Source organism: Nitrosomonas limosa (assembly GCF_054188085.1).
Genome location: NZ_CM135180.1, coordinates 2,230,807 through 2,246,532, shown reverse-complemented (window position 1 = coordinate 2,246,532; position 15,726 = coordinate 2,230,807). Strand labels below are relative to the sequence as shown.

Here is a 15,726-nt window from a genome sequence, read left to right as displayed (position 1 = left end):
TTGCTATTACTGCGTTAATTATTCAATTCATTGCAGCATAAAGATAAAGGCCGCTCAGCGCGGCCTTCAGTCATTAAACGTTAACCGTTTTTGGCGGCAATCGCATCGGCGATTTTCACCACATTATTGGCCATTCTTTCGGATGCCGCATCAATCAAGCGACCATCCAGCGCCGCAGCGCCTTTGCCTTGCGCGGCGGCTTCCTTGAGCGCTGCGAGAATGCGCTTGGCTTTTTCGATCTCGCGCTCCGGCGGCGTAAACACGTCGTTGGCTAATGGAATCTGCGTCGGATGAATCGCCCATTTGCCTTCGCAACCCAGCGCGGCAGCACGTTTGGCCGCCAGTACGTAACCGTCAGGATCTTTAATGTCGCCGAACGGACCGTCGATTGGACGCAAACCGTAAGCACGGCAAGCCACGATCATGCGGCTGATGGCAAAATGCCATTGATCGCCGGGATAATCCGGGTTCAAGCCGCCGATATTGGTGGTTCTGGCGCGATTGCTGGCGGCATAATCGGCGACGCCGAAATGCAGCGCTTCCAACCGGCCCAACGAGCCGTTACGCGCGATGTCTTCGACATTCGCCATGCCGAGCGCGGTTTCGATCAATGCTTCCAGTCCGATGCGGTTTTTCAATCCTTGCTGCATTTCAAGCTGGGTAACCATCGCTTGCACCATGTAGACATCCGCGTACACGCCGGCTTTCGGAATCAGCAGCGTATCGATCTTGCTTCCGGCTTGTTCGACCAGATCGACCACGTCGCGCACCATGTATTGTGTATCCAGGCCGTTGATACGCACCGATACGGTAATGCCGTGGCCTTTCCAGTCCAAATCGTTGAGCGCTTGAATGACATTTTTACGCGCCTGAATTTTATCGTCCGGCGCAACCGCGTCTTCCAAATCGAGGAAAACAAAATCAACACCGCTATTCAGCGCTTTTTCAAACATGCCGGGACTGGAACCTGGAACCGCCAGTTCGCAGCGCTGTACTCGCTGAATCTTGGTTTCATAAAGCGTGTGACTCATTTTTCCTCCAGAATTAATAAATTATCTATGATCAAAGGCCCATCAACAACTTGCCGGACACATGGCTTGTTTTCGCAGTGTCATTTCACCGGATCCGCTTAAAAGCAAAAAAGGAAAGGAAACATACGGTGGTTCGTGATTTAACAACGCAGGCAATTGTGAAGAGAGAATGGATTGATGTTCTTATGCTTCTTTTAAGGCTATTTATTCAGCGGATTATATCCATTCTGCAAGAATATATCTACTGAGCCGTCCATGTGGAATACCGCCGGGGGAAGCGGAAAGGGTATTCAAATAGCTGATCGCGGCAATATGCAGGGAAAAACCGCATGTTCAACGGCAAATTCTTGATGATGCGCGGAGCCTGGGCATTATTATTTGCGTGAGCAGCGTTTACGATCCTAAATGGCGCAAGGCTATCCGGCTGTTAGTTAGTTGTCAGGATTTATTGAATATTTTGGCGGAAAATGATGTTTCCTTGATTGTTCGGGCAGCATGGTTGCCTCAACATTTGGTTTGCGTATAATGAAAAAGGGGAATGGAGGTATTTTTTTCTACGCGCCTATATTCTCTGAGGATCTCATGAGAGGTGGTTACTCGGCGTTTTTAACGCTTAACCAATGAATGAATCCCTTCCCTCTCTGATGAACAGAATATTCGATAGTCGTCCAGAGGACACCGAATCATCCAAATGGAGGAAAGTATGGACCTAAAGATCGTATCAGGAGTAATCGTGACAAGAGGGCATCAAGAAGGCCGGGTCGTAATCGATTTTGGCTCGAATAGTATCGTCATCGGTAGCAGCGACTTAGCTCCCGAAGATTTGCAGAAAGAAGTAACGATTGCACCAAGGGAACCGGTAGATTTGAGACGCAGCTACTTCGATCAAACCCCGTGCCATACCGTAGGTTTGCGAGAAATTAGCGTAGCTCGCACGATACAGGATAATACAATAGGGCCGACGACACTCATTTTGATCGAAGATGAGTACCAGATAAACTCAAGCGCCGACAGCCAGCGGCTTACGATTTCTTGGAAAGGAAAAGACAAGGCGCGGATCGCGGAAATCACTTACATGGCAATCGGCCCCGTTTCACCGCCTCCCCCCGGTCCCTATTGATTACGTTAAAGGTCGGTTTGCGATTAGAGTTGACCCGATGAACGAGCTATTTTGTTCTTTATATTCGGGATTCTGCAACCGACCCGGGCGATGCTTGCGTCAGTTTTGTACGTGTTTGCTTGCCACGGTTGATCCTGAATGACACAAGCTTGTCCGGTTATTTGCTTACTTGCATTAATTTGATCATAGCGAACTGATCGTTCTTTACCTCCTGTTAAGAACTCTTTTACCAGCAAATGAATCCGCATAACGCAGATTAAATTTCCGCTTCATTACCAACGATTCATTAGAACCTTCATAGTTATCAATTCAGCTTATTGCGATACCGTTCTTGAGACGATGTTACCGCCTGGTTTTCCGCTGGCCGGATCAATCCAGTAAACATATCCACCTGGTTGCCGGGTTACTGGATCGATCCAATAAACTTTGCTCTTTCCTGACCTGATGTTGCCGTGAGCGGCTTCTTGCAGTGATGAACATGCCGACAAAAAAACCAATACCACTAACAATGTAAGAAGATTTTGTTTCATTTGTATGACTCCTCGAAATGAATTAAGCCTTTAATCAAACACCTGATTAATAAGCGGTTGCCTCGATATTTTTTCAGTTAAGTTGAGTTCCATTAGCACCCAGATTTATTGCCTGTACGCCAGTGATCTTTTCCGGTAATTCCTCTTCGCATTCCTCAGTAAATGTCTCACCTTCTCATCGTGGTACCGTGCATTTCTTTTTGGTTTAACGAATTAAAGTAACTTGCAAATGACAAGTTACTGCAGTATAAGCTTATGACTTGTATTATGCAAGTATAGCTATTACACCTACTCTCACCGACAAAATTTTCTTTGAAGCCTTTGCTTGGCAGATAGCTGATATTTAGGAGAAATTCGACTTACCTCTCAGGAAATGCTAATTAATTCGTCGGGTAAGATGAGATATAAGGTGGAGGAAGTAGAAAAACAAATATGTCGATCTGATCTAATGATCTCTGGGTGTTTACTAGAATTCGATGCGGGCACCGAGCTTGCAAAGGAATTACTTAATACAGATCAAATTGATCGACGAAGTACTATTGAGAAAGGAATCACAGTCCAAAGAGATTTGGGCCGGTGGCGGCGGGTTTCTTGATCACGCCGACCGGAATATCGCCCATAGCCAGATGGTTTCTTGTCTGACCAGCCAATCGTCGGGTTGTGCCGTGGTTGCATCGTCAAGGTATTCGATGATCAATCACCCATTGGGATCGTAGAAGAATAAATACTTCGAACTCAGCGGGTCTTTTTTGATGATGCGTTAATCCTGGATGGCGTAAACTTATCCAGGCTACTTGCTACTTGCTCTGTGGCAGCATAATTATCGAAGAATTTATGCATTGAGTAACGCATGATTCCGGACCTAAAGCCTAATTGCCACAAAGAGTAGCGAAGTGATTAACAAAATATTTATGGTTTAGTAGTATTATTGACAATTCTAGTAATTACCCGGAATGAATCGTAACTGTATCAAGCTATATTGCAACAAGCTCACCAATGTCGTTTTTTCATGAAAAAACCATGCAGCGCATAAAATTGTGTGCGTTTAGATCCAGAGCACAATTTCACTTCATTCAACGAGAATAAATTATGAGCGAAAAGACAAAAGTTTTTTTATATACACTCCTTTTATTAGCTTTATTTGTTGCTTCGTTTGTATACGCCAATAACGAAAAAGAAGCTTGTGAATCCGATGGCGGTGTTTATACCAGGCAATCCATGACCTGGTCCTATGAATGCATAATACCCAACCCCATAGAGGTAAAATCGTGAGTAACTGAACCTGGATCGCGCTAGGGCGATAGGCTTCGTGATCACGCCGACCAGAATATCGCCCAGCCAGACGGTTTCTTGCCGTACCAGCCAATCATCCACTGGTGTCGCGGTCGATGCATTGTCCCGGTATTCCCCGATCAATTGTCCATTGGGATCTAACTTTGGACTCAACGGGTTATGTTCGATGTCGCGTTAATCCTGGATGGCTCAAGCTTGGTTGTTTGTTTTCCAAAATTATCACAACATCAACTCTATCGACTGCAAATTTTTTTCTGTACGAAACTCATCAAAATCAATTTCATCAACATCAATCCCATAAAAAAAATGAAGCCTTCGATCATTAATTTCTTTCAATTCAAAATAATCTGCCCCATCTGGGTAAGATAAATTGATATTTTGAGGACCAATGAGCCTTCTTAGAGATGGCTGCTCATGAGCACAAGTAATTTCAAAAATTCCAGGTTTTCCATAAATTGGACCTGACGAAAATACTAGAGACTCTTCGTTTATCCATAAGAAACCGGCAACATCATCTGCCACATGAGTCAATTTTCCATTAATGCTTTGAACTGATAATTGCAGAAAACCACCTTGTGCAGACACTGTTAATACCGCTGTGCACATCCTCCCAGGGGATGGATAAGCGCCTTGTTCCTTCAATGCCGTTGCTGCCATAGAACAGGTAATAATGGAAAACAAAAAAACAAAACCTGAAACTACTCGATAACCTATAGCCATAATTTCTAACGAATTTCGATAGTGGTCAAAGGATCGTTGATGGTGCGCTGGTACAAATCAAGAATATCTGCATCATTCATTCGAATGCATCCTTCTGTGCGAGACTGATAGCTACGACGCCCTCCATGTAAACCGATACCACATTGACGTGCGACGTCTGCGCGGTTACCCCGTGCATCAACCGCCCCAATAGGCCAGAAGTAAGGCCCATACCTAATATCCCCGGAATCCCCGGAAGTATTTAGTCGGCCCTGCAAAATTCACATGACCGTGGTGGTAGCTTTGTATACAAGAAAGCTTCGCCCATATATGGTTGTTTTGCGCGGAAGCGGTTGATCAACTGCAGCAAGGCAAAGGGCAACAAAATACCTTTTAGCCCCAAGCGGAGTACTGCCCTCATCAGCCAGCGCAGGTTGTATCCCGCCGCACACAACACAGCATGGAGCGCATCTCCCAACTTGCCCTGCAACCAGCAGCGGTCCATTCGGTGATTCGACTTTAAATGCCCAATCGCAGGTTCCACGGCCTGACGACGTTTGAGCCAGCGCCGCTGCGGCATTGTGAGTGACTTGTACTTGCCACGATGGATGATGTTCACGTCCGGGTTGTCGGTATCCACGCCTCGAAATCCGAGATCGACAATGACCTTCTTCGGCGTTGATCCTGCGTTTTCGAGTAACGTCTGTGTCTGTGTGAGTTGCTTATGAAGGATATGGCCATCGTAGGGATTGCCGGGGAAGGTTTTTGCACCGACCATCAGGCCGTTCTTGTGCGTGATCGCAATGCTGGCTTTAACGCCGAACTCGTAAGGCTTGCGCGCCTTGCCCTTGCCGATACATTCGACTTCCGGGGCATGCAGTGCGTAGAGTTTGTTTTTGTCTTTCGGTTGCTGCTGGTGAATCCGCTGTACTCGCTCCAGCAGCGTGTTCAGATGTTGGAACGATGCGGAGCACTCCAGTTCTGCCGTCGCCAGTTTCCGATTGATCTCTCGCAGCACGATACCAAGGATCGTGCGTTGGCGTTTAACGGCTTTGCGCATGCGGCGCAATTCCTTGCCTTCCTTGGCGTAACTCTGCTTCAAGGTGATGCCGCTTCGTTTGGCCGCCTGTACGATTTTGCTGCGCGCAATTTCCAGCAAGCGACTATCCACCGGATGCGCAATCGCTTTTTCCTGTACTGTCGTATCGACGATGACACGTTCGAATTCAGCCGGTTTGACCACCTTCGCTCGCACAGCTGCGTCAATGGTTGCTTGCAGCAGCTTTTCGACACCGGACTCACCAATCGCGGTGCGAAAGCGGCCTATCTGAGTAGCATCACAGGGCAGCTTCGGTGTGTAGTACGCCTGCCCGCTGAAATACTGCCAGACCACATTCTCGGACCAGCGAATCACCAGTTCTTCATCACTCAGATTGAATGCGTGCTTCAGATACAGCAAGGAAGCCATCAACCGGATGGGCAAACGAGGCCGGCCCGCAGCACTCACTCCTGTGCCCGCAGTCGCTAACGTTGTACCGAAAATATCGCTGAACTCTACCATGCGGCCTTGACGATTCTTGCGCTCGAAAGCTGGTGCAAGGGCTGCTTCAATAGCGGGCCACGGTAGTCGATTTGCCAATACCGCCAAGGGATGGTGCAGATCGATCATCTGGTCGAGACGTGCACGAAAAAAATCATCAGTCGGCATTTAAATTTCCTCTAATTCCCTCAGGTTTTGATGCCTATATTATAATTTCCCAGGGATTTCAGCGTTTGCTAATTCGCATGAATTCCAATATTTATAGGGTCTCCAAGCGTTTTGCAGGACTGACTATTTATCGGTAACTGAACAGGCCAGGTGCCTGCCGGAGCAGGACCATTACTTCCTATTTTATTGGGATCACCTGATGGATTTATCGTGTTATTTCCAGCTGCATAAGTAGTCGCCCCTGAAAAAGTATCAGACAACAGTTGTTGATCTGGAAAAGCCGCCCGAGGAAACGGCTACCTATCAAAATGCATACCCTTGTAGTTTAAATTTCCATCAAGGAATCCGTTCTCGCCACGGGAAAAAGAGCCAAAAAATGGCCAGCAGCCATTGTTTCAGATTCCAGGCGCAAGCAGCCATCAGCAGGTTGATGCGATCACCGACAGCGCCTTTCAGATAGTTCCTTGCCATTCGATAATCCGACTTCAGGTGACCGATAATGGGTTCAATCGCGGCGCGCCTCCTGCACTGTTTTCGCTTCCTGTCTTTCTGGTACCGGGTATCCTTCTTGAGCGCCTTTCCGGGCAAAATGATCTGGGTTCCATTGACTTCACGTTTGCCGCGGTAGCCGCGATCGCATACGGCCTGCCTGGCAGCTTTCCCTCGCGAAATCTCAACATGTCGCAATATCTCCGGTAATGTATGGCTGTCATGCAGATTCTGTTCGTGACTGACAACCCCGACAATCAGATTGCCTTTTGCGGTACTGGCTATCGATGCCTTGCTGCCGTATTCATATTGTTTGTGGTCTTTTCCCTTGGCGACACAGTACACTTGCGGTTCGTGCAATGAGTAGATCTTGTTTTTATCGTTTTGTCGCTGCCGTAATACTCCCTCATACCGTAGAAAATCCTTTTGGTAGCATTCAAACAAACAGTATTGCGGCAGTTCTCTCCTGAGCTCCCGCATCAGAATACCTGCAATGGTTCTGAGTCGCTTCAACGCTCGTTTCGCTTTCGCTCTTTTCTTCACATGCCGGTAGTGCCGGATATCCAGGCGCAGTGACTTCACTTCTTTGACAAAAGTACGCCGCTGTAAAATACCATGGGATTTGGCAATCTTGTTGAGGCGATTGATAATCTTGATCGCCAGTTTGCTATCCGTTGGGTACGTGATGTTCTTCTCATGCACGGTCGTGTCAATATGAATGACGTCTTCCAGCGCCGATTCCCCATGCAAACCAACGCTCATCCGGAAAATCCGCTCTACGCCTTCCGCGCCTATGCGCTTACGAAAATGTACCAGCTCCGTGCTATGACAAGGCAACTTCTGCTGGAACTCTTTCATGCCGCAAAAAGCCTGGTAATAAGGATTACGCTTCCACTGCAGTACTATCGATTCGTCACTCAAATTCTCTAACTGTTTTAGAATCAATAACCCAACCATCAAACGGATCGGCTTACTCGGTGCTCCTGTCGCTGCTGTGTAATGAACCGAAAATGATTCCTCAAATCCTTGCCACGGTATCGCTGATGCAAGCTTCAGCAATGGATCACCGGGATCAAGCTGCATCAGTAAATCTGTTCCAAACAGATTCGGTTGATGAATCGTACTGCTATTTCTTAGCATTTTTAATCACCATTTCGACCAGAAATACAGCACTATTTTAACATTCCAGGTCGTTATGATCACTAATGAACAGTGTATTTATAACTAATATCAAGTGCTTAGGAATATTTCAGGACCGACTAAGTAACGATCTGACCATTTTTGAAAGTAACTGATATTGTATTGTTGTCTCGATCTACTAAAGCCGTTGACATTCCTGAGTAATCAACAAAACTCAGCGGATTCCCCCCCACATACCCCCAAACATTCATCCCTCCCATCAACCCAATCGGGTCTGGCGAGATGTATCTTCCGGTCTCCGGTTCATAATAGCGGAAATAGTTGTAATGCAGGCCGGTTTCCTTGTCAAAATACTGCCCTGGAAATCGGGGGTGGTATTCAAATAACTGGCCGTTGCTGTCCGGGTCTTCGTTGGGCAAGTTAGCACCAAATGCATGCGTGTTCTCCCAGCGCCAGACGATGGTGTTGGTCTGGTCCACGATCACCCTCGGCGTGTTGAGGTGGTCGGCGTGGATGTAGTGCACCTGAATCGGGCCGGTGACGTGGTCGATACACTATTCCGGCATTCACCGATCAATTGTCCATTTGGATCATAGAAGAACAAAAACTTCGGACTCAATGGGCCGTTCTTGATGATACGTTGATCCAAGATGTTGTATTTGTTGCATGCTCATTGGAGATCGGGATGGCACAAACTTATCCAGGCTACTAGCTATGGTGCAAATCCGCGTACATTCCAAATGATTAGCATTGCAATCAGCTCAATGAGCCACCATTGACCAGTGATAAATATAACTACAGCGCCTAGCCGCAACAGAAATTTATCCGGATTTTCTTTGATCATCACGATACTAACAATGACATGCAGCAAAGCAAGAACACTCAGTAGCAGAAAAAAATTTGAATAGCCAATATGCCAAAAAAATCTTTCAGCCAAGATGGTGCTCAAAGCAATAAACACACTTACTGCGTATAAGGTAAATGGTTTTTTTGGAATGCTCATGGGCTAAAAATCAAAATCGCTCCCATTAGAAATAATATCGTATCGACTTCAGTTCCAAGTTTTGGCGGCACTGGCCATTTCCTTGGATTCGTAGGCAATGCCTTCAGCTCACTAACTAATCTAGCATCACATAACTTCTTTGCAGTTCCTGAGTCATAACATAGATCATGTCTCATATAACAAGCATCCGCACTGTCGAGCGGCAAAGCATTTCCTGTGCCATTACCTGATATTCCGCCACTCCACTTGCCTCCACCCCAATTTCCATTCCGAGGACCATCAACAATACTTCGCCCGTCACCGAGTGGAAACCAAATTGTCTTATCTAAGCCAAGTCGATCCACAAAACTCAGCGGATCCCCCCCACATACCCCCAAACATTCATCCCTCCCATCAACCCAATTGGGTCGGGTGAAATGTATCTTCCGGTCTCCGGTTCATAATAGCGGAAATAGTTGTAATGCAGGCCGGTTTCCTTATCGAAATACTGCCCGGGGAAACGGAGGTGGTATTCAAATAACTGGCCGTTGCTGTCCGGATCTTCGTTGGGTAAGTTTGCACCGAAGGCGTGGGTGTTTTCCCAGCGCCAGATAATGGTGTTAGTCTGATCCACGATTACCCGCGGGGTGTTGAGGTGGTCGGCGTGGATGTAATGCACCTGTATTTCACTGGTAGCGGTGGGTTTCGTGATCACGCCGACCGGAATATCGCCCAGCCAGACGGTTTCTTGCCGCACCAGCCAATCGTCAGCCGGTGTCGTGGTAGCCGCATTGTCTTGATATTCTCCGATCATTTGCCCCGATGGATCATAGAAGAACAAAAACCTCGGACTCAACGGGCCGTTTTTGATGATACGCTGATCCAGCGCGTTGTATTTGTAGGTGTGTGTCTTGCCGCCTTTGACCGTAGTCGCGAGTTTACCGGCGGCGTTCCAAGTGAAGGTCGCAGTACCGTCGCTCAGCGGATGACCGGCGGCATTGTAGGTATAGTTCTTCGCAACCGGCCCGGCAACGTTCGTCAGACGGTTACTGGCAGCGGCGATGGCATACGGATAAGTGGTGCCGCCAAATTGCGCCGCCGTGCGGTTGCTGTTGGCGTCATACGCCCACAATTTGAATCCATCGTTGTCCGATTGGCTGATCAGACGATCCAACGCATCGTAATCATAGCTGCGGTTATAGACCGGATAGTTGGTATCGGTCGTGTGAGTGATGCGGCTCGCAAGATCGTAGATCAGCGTGCGGGTGTCGTTGCCCACCGGATGGGTACTAAGTCGCCCATCCAAGTCAAAGCTGCGTATGTAGGCTTGCCCGTTGCCCCATACCCAGCTCTTGGCTTCGCCAAACGGATGATAGCTGATGTTGTTGAGCAACACATTCAAAGCTGTCGTATTGGTAACTCAATGTTTGAATGTAGTTGATGGTATTGCCAGCACCACCACTCGCAATTTTGGCGGTTTGCGTCTTGGTGAGCAACCGGCCGTACGCATCGTAGCTGAAACCGGTCGAGCCGGATTCATCGGTCATGCCGGTCAGCCGTCCGATACCGTTCGCGCCGGTATCGTAACTCCAGGTAAGTTGGATAGCTCCCGGTACTCCTGTGACGGTGGTGTGGGTGCGTTTGGTCGGACGGTTTAACGCATCCCAAGTGTAGGTGTGCTTGACGCCTCGTGCGTCCAGCACAGTTTTGAGATTACCGGCGGAATCGTAGGTGTACGTAGTCGTGCCGCGGTCGGCGGAGACTTCTTGCGTCACATCGCCGAAACCGCTGTAGCTGTAGGTTGTGGCGATATTGCGCGGATCGGTCAGTTGCGTGATTTGATCGAGTCCATCGTATGCTTGCCGGGTGAAGCCGTTCGCCGGATCGGTGATTTCTTTCAACCGGTTACGTGCGTCGAATTGGAAATTGACCGCGCGCAGCAACGGATCAGCCATTTGCTTCAGGTTGCCTTGCGCGTCGTATTGGTACTGCGTGGTCTGGCTTTGCGCGCCGATGTCTTTCCACAGCCGGTTCAGCGCATCGTATTCGCGCTGTTGGGTTCTGGCCAGGTTATTGCCGGCATCGAATAATTCTTCGCGGATACGATTGCCCATCGCATCCAGCGTGTATTGAATGCGGTTACCCGAGTTATCGGCAATGGCTGTCAGACGATGCGCGGCATCGTAGCTATAACCAAGGAAACTGCCGTCCGGGAAGGTGATTTTCTTGAGTTGTCCGGCGTTGTCATATTGATACTGGGTGATTTCCGTGCCGCTGGTGCGCGATAGCAACCGTTGACGAACATCGTAAGCCAGTGTTGTGGTAAGACCATTCGGGTCGACGATTTCTTCGGGCTGACCGTGAGCGTTATAGCGGGTGATTTGCGTGACGTGACCCAAGGCGTTGGTGACACTGGCGACTTGTCCGCGGCAACCCGAATGGCCGCCGCTGCAGGCGGCATCCGGTGCGTAATATTGGGTGATGGTGATATCGGCTACATCGGTGCGCGGACCGTCGTCGGTTTTTTGCAAGATCACGCCGGGAATACCCGGATGGTAGGCATAGCTGGTATTCCAGATGCGTACGTCGTTGGTGGCGGTATCCTTGATTTGATGCTGCGTGACGTTGCCGTATGCGTCATACACATAACTGGTTTCACGGCCCGCCTCGGCGATGAGCGTTGGTAACCGGAAGTTTGCATGCCAAGTCGTGAGAATCTTACGCTCGCTGCTGTTGGCGGCGGGTGTATAGCCCAGCAAGTCGCCCGGGCAATTGCTGCCGCTGCTTAAGCCTTCGATCCGGGCGACTTCGAGATTCCGGGCCAGGTCGTAGGCATAGCAGGTCTTGTTGCCGTTGAAATCGGCGCGGCTAATCGCATTGCCGTTCACATCATAGCTGATGTGGCTCGACGCTGCGCTGCATCCGGAACCCGCCGGTTGCGATTGACCGGTGCTTTTGGCCACACCCAAAATGGTTTGAAAATTATGCGTGTATTGACTGCCCAGGGGATCGGTGACAAGCGTGTGACTGTGATCGCCGCTATAGCCCAGCACATACCGTTCCACTCCACCCGCATGCTCGGTTACCACCGCACGGCCTTGCGCATCGTAGGTATAAGTCGCAAAACGCATTCCGTTCTCATCGGTGATGCCGGTCAGCGCATTCGGAAGATTCGCGCCGCTGGTGTAGGCCGGCTCGTTGTAGTGATAACTGCGAACCTTGCCGTCGGGAAAGGTGACTGAAGCCAGGTTGCCGATCGCATCGTAAGCATACTGGTATATACCAGCCGCTGGATCGGTCAGAGTTTGGATGCGGCTGGAGCCATCGTAGGTGAAACTCAGTGTGCGCCCGGTATCGTCGGTGACCGTATTTAAACGCCCATAGTCATCGTACGACAGCGTTTGCGTGCGGCCTTCGCGAGTCGTGATGGTCAACAATCTGCCGGTCGTGTTGTAGGTCTCGATCGTATCGTCGGCTGTTATCAACTGCCAACCGCTACCAGAAATCTGAACCAGCCGATCGCCGCCGGCTTGTTGATTTACCCAAGAAGTTCCAACCAATCGGAAGTAAGCAGATTTTCCGTCAGGACGTGTGGCCGTTGCTGTCGCAGCATTGATAAAGAAGCTGCGTTGATAATTATGGCTCCAGGCAGAACCGACCTGCGAGCTGCCGGATAGGCCGAGCGAATTGTAGTAGCGGGAAAAGCTTAAGTTACCGGAGGAAACAATGTCGACTTCTTCAGCGTATTTATTACCGGTAGCAGTATTCACGGGATTACCGGCACATGAACCTAGCTCAGGTGGGCCTGCGTTAAGGGCTTTGTCGGGAATGGTGTTAGGAATGGTGCAGATGGTATTACTTGTGATATCAGCTGAGTAACTTGCCCCAACGTGTTACATGCAGACAGAGCTCCTCCTGCATATTTAATGTCAATAATCTGAGTCGGTGGATTATAAGTTGGGCCATAAATTCGTAAAATCTTTACGGCACAACGGTAATAAGATGCTGGACCAGATGTAATTGGATGACCATTTTGATCTACAGGATATGTCCATATACTAAGAATTTCTGCATCATCGGGGCCCAGAACAGGATACCAAGGCTTACCTCGGAAAGAAGCTACTGTGATTTCACAAGCAATTTGTGGATTTGATACATATTCAAAAGTGGTTGGGCCATTTGATGCCATCCAAATCGGCCCCCGCTCAAACCCATAAACAAGTGAATTCCCGCACAAGAAAAACAAACCAATGACATTAACCAGATACTTCTTCCAGTTAACCCATACTATTTCTCTTGCCATAGGAATTCTCCTTTATAAGGACAGACTTATAGCGACCCAATACTTATTCGGCCGCAATCGGCATACACATGAAACCACAAGAAGTGCAAATTTCCAGAATTACTTAAGAATTTTCTTATTTGATGATTTCCGCGATGATAAGATAGAAGATCGCTGGGAAAACGCTGAATAACGGTGACTTAACCCGCTATTTCTGAGAACTGAATTGCGTGACCAGGTGTTGGTCGGAATGGAAATGCCTGTCAGGCAAGCAACGGTGAAATAATGACGGTGATACCGTTTTAATTCGGTATCACCGACAATTCAAATTCTAATTGTTGTTGTATTTATATTTGATGTGGGCGGAACTGAAGCTATCAAGCCTGTCACTCCCGCCCATTTGATCCACTCCTTGGATAGGAATGGTTTTTACTGCTAATTTTTTATGTTCTCGCAACTGGTTAATGCTGATCGTTCCTTACCTTGCTTGTGACGAACAATTCACCAAACTATTACCAGTTAACAAACGCATATTGCCAGAATATTTACAAAGCCTTAGCCAGTGGTAAATTACCGGCTGATTACTACTGATTCATTTGCATCGGCATAGCTGTCATTTTTAGTTTTTTGCGATGCCGTTCTTGGAACAATGTATCCACCTGGTTTACCTGTAGCCGGATCAATCCAGTAGACATTGCTTTTACCTACTTTAATGTTGCTCTGGCTCTGAGGTGCTTCAGGAATCGTTGAACATGCAGATAAGAAAGCCGATGCAGCTAACAATGTGATAAGTCTTAGTTTCATTTGTTTTACTCCTCTAATTAAAAACACCTTTCAAATAAAAAACGGGATTAAGAAACTTTAATCTGGAGCTACTGACTGTAACTACTCAGATTTTATGTGCGAACTATAGCGGGATAGAATCATATTAACAAATCAATAATTCTAATATTTATCATAGATGAAAACTTATGGATTACCGAAGAAGGCCTGCTAACCACTTACAGACATGGCGGACAAAGCACTATCCTGCCGTTTTCCGCTCAATTTCCTGGCAAGACCGTAGAAGATAAAAAAAGCCTGGAGCTAACGAACCAGTCGTGATGATGTACTAATCTTGCACATTGGCGTTGTAAGTGGAGATGTTCTTGATGAATCGGTTTATCCGGCTATTTCAGCCTTTCGTAACACCTTCCCAATTCAAATAAATGGCGTGATTCTATTCGACAACAACTTCTCGCGTTGGCGTTTGATAAGAAGAAGCGTTTCCAGAAACGATTACTAAGAAGAAAGCCGCGCGCAAGAATCCGCAGCAATCTTCAAATTACGCAAACGGCCCAGCCACTCCAGCGGTATCGAATTGAAACCGTTTTGCTGCGCGGTATGCGCAGCCATAATCGCACCGAGCATAATCGAACGGCCGCAGCTATCGCCGCCGATGCGAATATTTTCTTCGATGGCGGTGCGGTAATCGTTCGCGTGATTGGCGATGTGCGCAATCACCGGTAAACCCTGCGGCACATGGCAGGCATTACCGAAATGCTTGGCAACCGCCGCGCAATCGAGTGTTTTGACTTGCAACGCTTCTTCCAGCAACGGTTTTAATTTCTCGCCGGCATGCGGAAGCGAATCGGCCAATGCCTGTTGGACGGATTGACCGTTCAACACCCCCAGCAATACGCAACCGGCATATTGTGCCGCCGCAACGGCGGTATCGTTATGATTGGTCAATCGCACCACTTGCTCGATTTTGGCGTTCAACGCATCCTGCGATTCCCGATGGGTCGCGACGATCGCCGGTAATGCCGCCAGTGCTGCAAATTGATCGTCGTCGGCGCCGGATTGCAGCGGAAAATCTTCCGGTTTGAGTGGTAACAACGTTTGCAAGGTTTGCCGCGTCGGCGAATCGATATAGCCTTGATACCCGCCGCCAGGGCCGAAATAGCTACGATATTCGCTTTGATAATCGACGCGATAGAATTTGCCGTGCCGCGCAATATGCCGCAGCATCAACAAGCATAATTCACCATAAGCCGATGAATCGCCTGCTTGCTTCTTGCCGTGCGCAAAGTAACCGCTGACACCGGCATAATCATCCGCGCACGGCGGCAAAAACATCAAGCCTTTGGTTTTCTCTATTTGTGCGATGCGCTCGGTATCGTATAACCAATGCAACCCGAGCGCGGCAGCATCCGCTGTCAATGCGCCAATAATCGCGGCAACGCGCGGTTCCAGCCGGATAGCGGTGTTCATCGCTTACTGAATCTCAACTTCATCGGGAATCCGGCGCGCCTCGTCGGCGAGCATCACCGGTATGCCATCCTTGATTTGAAACGCCAGCCGGTCCGGTTTGCAAATCAATTCCTTGTCTTCCTTTTTGTAAATCAGCGGCCCCTTGCACAGCGGGCAAACCAGAATATCCAATAATCGTGCGTCCATAATCTTCCTTGCT

General features: G+C 48.4%; 17 protein-coding genes and 1 pseudogene. 2 read left to right on the top strand and 16 right to left on the bottom strand.

Translation table 11 applies throughout. The features are described 5' to 3' along the window. Positions 1-80: 80 nt before the first annotated feature. Complete coding sequence (locus ACV7NC_RS10310; protein ID WP_458152490.1) at positions 81-1,031, bottom strand: HpcH/HpaI aldolase/citrate lyase family protein; 951 nt, start codon at positions 1,029-1,031, stop codon at positions 81-83. A gap of 703 nt (positions 1,032-1,734) precedes the next feature. Here ACV7NC_RS10310 and ACV7NC_RS10305 point away from each other — a divergent pair. Further along, positions 1,735-2,151, top strand: coding sequence for a hypothetical protein (locus tag ACV7NC_RS10305; RefSeq protein WP_458152489.1), 417 nt, complete (start codon positions 1,735-1,737; stop codon positions 2,149-2,151). Between the two features lie 314 nt (positions 2,152-2,465). Here the strand turns inward: ACV7NC_RS10305 and ACV7NC_RS10300 are convergent, their stop codons facing one another. Then, positions 2,466-2,681, bottom strand: coding sequence for a hypothetical protein (locus ACV7NC_RS10300; RefSeq protein WP_458152487.1), 216 nt, complete (start codon positions 2,679-2,681; stop codon positions 2,466-2,468). Between the two features lie 476 nt (positions 2,682-3,157). On the opposite strand from ACV7NC_RS10300, the gene ACV7NC_RS10295 reads away from it, so the two are divergent. Then, positions 3,158-3,397: a hypothetical protein gene (locus ACV7NC_RS10295; protein ID WP_458152486.1), complete on the top strand. Its 240-nt coding sequence runs from the start codon at positions 3,158-3,160 to the stop codon at positions 3,395-3,397. A 421-nt stretch (positions 3,398-3,818) separates the two neighbouring features. Here ACV7NC_RS10295 and ACV7NC_RS10290 read toward each other — a convergent pair whose 3' ends face one another. From ACV7NC_RS10290 to ACV7NC_RS10225, 14 genes and pseudogenes are all read right to left on the bottom strand, one after another. Further along, positions 3,819-4,127, bottom strand: a complete 309-nt coding sequence (locus ACV7NC_RS10290; protein WP_458152485.1) for a hypothetical protein — start codon at positions 4,125-4,127, stop codon at positions 3,819-3,821. A gap of 66 nt (positions 4,128-4,193) precedes the next feature. Continuing rightward, entirely contained in the window at positions 4,194-4,694 is a 501-nt protein-coding gene (locus ACV7NC_RS10285) for a hypothetical protein (RefSeq protein WP_458152484.1), read from the bottom strand. Between the two features lie 5 nt (positions 4,695-4,699). Beyond that, entirely contained in the window at positions 4,700-4,831 is a 132-nt protein-coding gene (locus ACV7NC_RS10280; RefSeq protein WP_458154908.1) for a L,D-transpeptidase family protein, read from the bottom strand. Next, complete coding sequence (locus ACV7NC_RS10275) at positions 4,771-4,905, bottom strand: hypothetical protein (protein ID WP_458154961.1); 135 nt, start codon at positions 4,903-4,905, stop codon at positions 4,771-4,773. The genes ACV7NC_RS10280 and ACV7NC_RS10275 overlap by 61 nt, the downstream gene beginning before the upstream one ends. 30 nt (positions 4,906-4,935) lie before the next feature. Then, positions 4,936-6,381 carry an IS5 family transposase gene (locus ACV7NC_RS10270; protein WP_458152483.1) on the bottom strand — a complete coding sequence of 482 codons (1,446 nt, stop codon included), beginning with the start codon at positions 6,379-6,381 and terminating at the stop codon, positions 4,936-4,938. A 230-nt stretch (positions 6,382-6,611) separates the two neighbouring features. Further along, positions 6,612-8,010 (bottom strand): annotated as a pseudogene (locus ACV7NC_RS10265) (IS5 family transposase); the annotation flags it as partial. A gap of 119 nt (positions 8,011-8,129) precedes the next feature. Next, complete coding sequence (locus ACV7NC_RS10260) at positions 8,130-8,489, bottom strand: RHS repeat-associated core domain-containing protein (RefSeq protein WP_458152482.1); 360 nt, start codon at positions 8,487-8,489, stop codon at positions 8,130-8,132. 233 nt (positions 8,490-8,722) lie between these two features. After that, entirely contained in the window at positions 8,723-9,013 is a 291-nt protein-coding gene (locus ACV7NC_RS10255) for a hypothetical protein (RefSeq protein WP_458152481.1), read from the bottom strand. Positions 9,014-9,362: 349 nt separating this feature from the next. Next, the gene (locus tag ACV7NC_RS10250) at positions 9,363-10,388 is read right to left on the bottom strand and encodes an RHS repeat-associated core domain-containing protein (RefSeq protein ID WP_458154906.1); all 1,026 of its coding nucleotides are present in this window, start codon (positions 10,386-10,388) and stop codon (positions 9,363-9,365) included. Further along, entirely contained in the window at positions 10,300-12,762 is a 2,463-nt protein-coding gene (locus tag ACV7NC_RS10245; RefSeq protein WP_458152480.1) for a DUF6531 domain-containing protein, read from the bottom strand. Before ACV7NC_RS10245 ends, ACV7NC_RS10250 begins: the two co-directional genes overlap by 89 nt. Positions 12,763-12,782: 20 nt before the next feature. Next, positions 12,783-13,295 carry a hypothetical protein gene (locus ACV7NC_RS10240; RefSeq protein WP_458152479.1) on the bottom strand — a complete coding sequence of 171 codons (513 nt, stop codon included), beginning with the start codon at positions 13,293-13,295 and terminating at the stop codon, positions 12,783-12,785. Between the two features lie 549 nt (positions 13,296-13,844). Then, a complete protein-coding gene (locus tag ACV7NC_RS10235; RefSeq protein WP_458152478.1) occupies positions 13,845-14,078 on the bottom strand; it encodes a hypothetical protein in 234 nt (77 codons plus the stop codon). 477 nt (positions 14,079-14,555) lie between these two features. After that, positions 14,556-15,527 carry an ADP-ribosylglycohydrolase family protein gene (locus ACV7NC_RS10230; protein WP_458152477.1) on the bottom strand — a complete coding sequence of 324 codons (972 nt, stop codon included), beginning with the start codon at positions 15,525-15,527 and terminating at the stop codon, positions 14,556-14,558. Between the two features lie 3 nt (positions 15,528-15,530). Then, positions 15,531-15,713, bottom strand: a complete 183-nt coding sequence (locus ACV7NC_RS10225) for a Trm112 family protein (RefSeq protein WP_292922205.1) — start codon at positions 15,711-15,713, stop codon at positions 15,531-15,533. Positions 15,714-15,726: the final 13 nt, after the last annotated feature.

Coding starts and splice junctions, on each gene's coding strand:
- ACV7NC_RS10240 (WP_458152479.1), bottom strand. CDS start 13,295: ATGGCAAGAGAAATAGTATGGGTTAACTGGAAGAAGTATCTGGTTAAT.
- ACV7NC_RS10235 (WP_458152478.1), bottom strand. CDS start 14,078: ATGAAACTAAGACTTATCACATTGTTAGCTGCATCGGCTTTCTTATCT.
- ACV7NC_RS10300 (WP_458152487.1), bottom strand. CDS start 2,681: ATGAAACAAAATCTTCTTACATTGTTAGTGGTATTGGTTTTTTTGTCG.
- ACV7NC_RS10225 (WP_292922205.1), bottom strand. CDS start 15,713: ATGGACGCACGATTATTGGATATTCTGGTTTGCCCGCTGTGCAAGGGG.
- ACV7NC_RS10305 (WP_458152489.1), top strand. CDS start 1,735: ATGGACCTAAAGATCGTATCAGGAGTAATCGTGACAAGAGGGCATCAA.
- ACV7NC_RS10285 (WP_458152484.1), bottom strand. CDS start 4,694: ATGGCTATAGGTTATCGAGTAGTTTCAGGTTTTGTTTTTTTGTTTTCC.
- ACV7NC_RS10270 (WP_458152483.1), bottom strand. CDS start 6,381: ATGCCGACTGATGATTTTTTTCGTGCACGTCTCGACCAGATGATCGAT.
- ACV7NC_RS10255 (WP_458152481.1), bottom strand. CDS start 9,013: ATGAGCATTCCAAAAAAACCATTTACCTTATACGCAGTAAGTGTGTTT.
- ACV7NC_RS10295 (WP_458152486.1), top strand. CDS start 3,158: ATGCGGGCACCGAGCTTGCAAAGGAATTACTTAATACAGATCAAATTG.
- ACV7NC_RS10310 (WP_458152490.1), bottom strand. CDS start 1,031: ATGAGTCACACGCTTTATGAAACCAAGATTCAGCGAGTACAGCGCTGC.
- ACV7NC_RS10230 (WP_458152477.1), bottom strand. CDS start 15,527: ATGAACACCGCTATCCGGCTGGAACCGCGCGTTGCCGCGATTATTGGC.
- ACV7NC_RS10275 (WP_458154961.1), bottom strand. CDS start 4,905: ATGGGCCTTACTTCTGGCCTATTGGGGCGGTTGATGCACGGGGTAACC.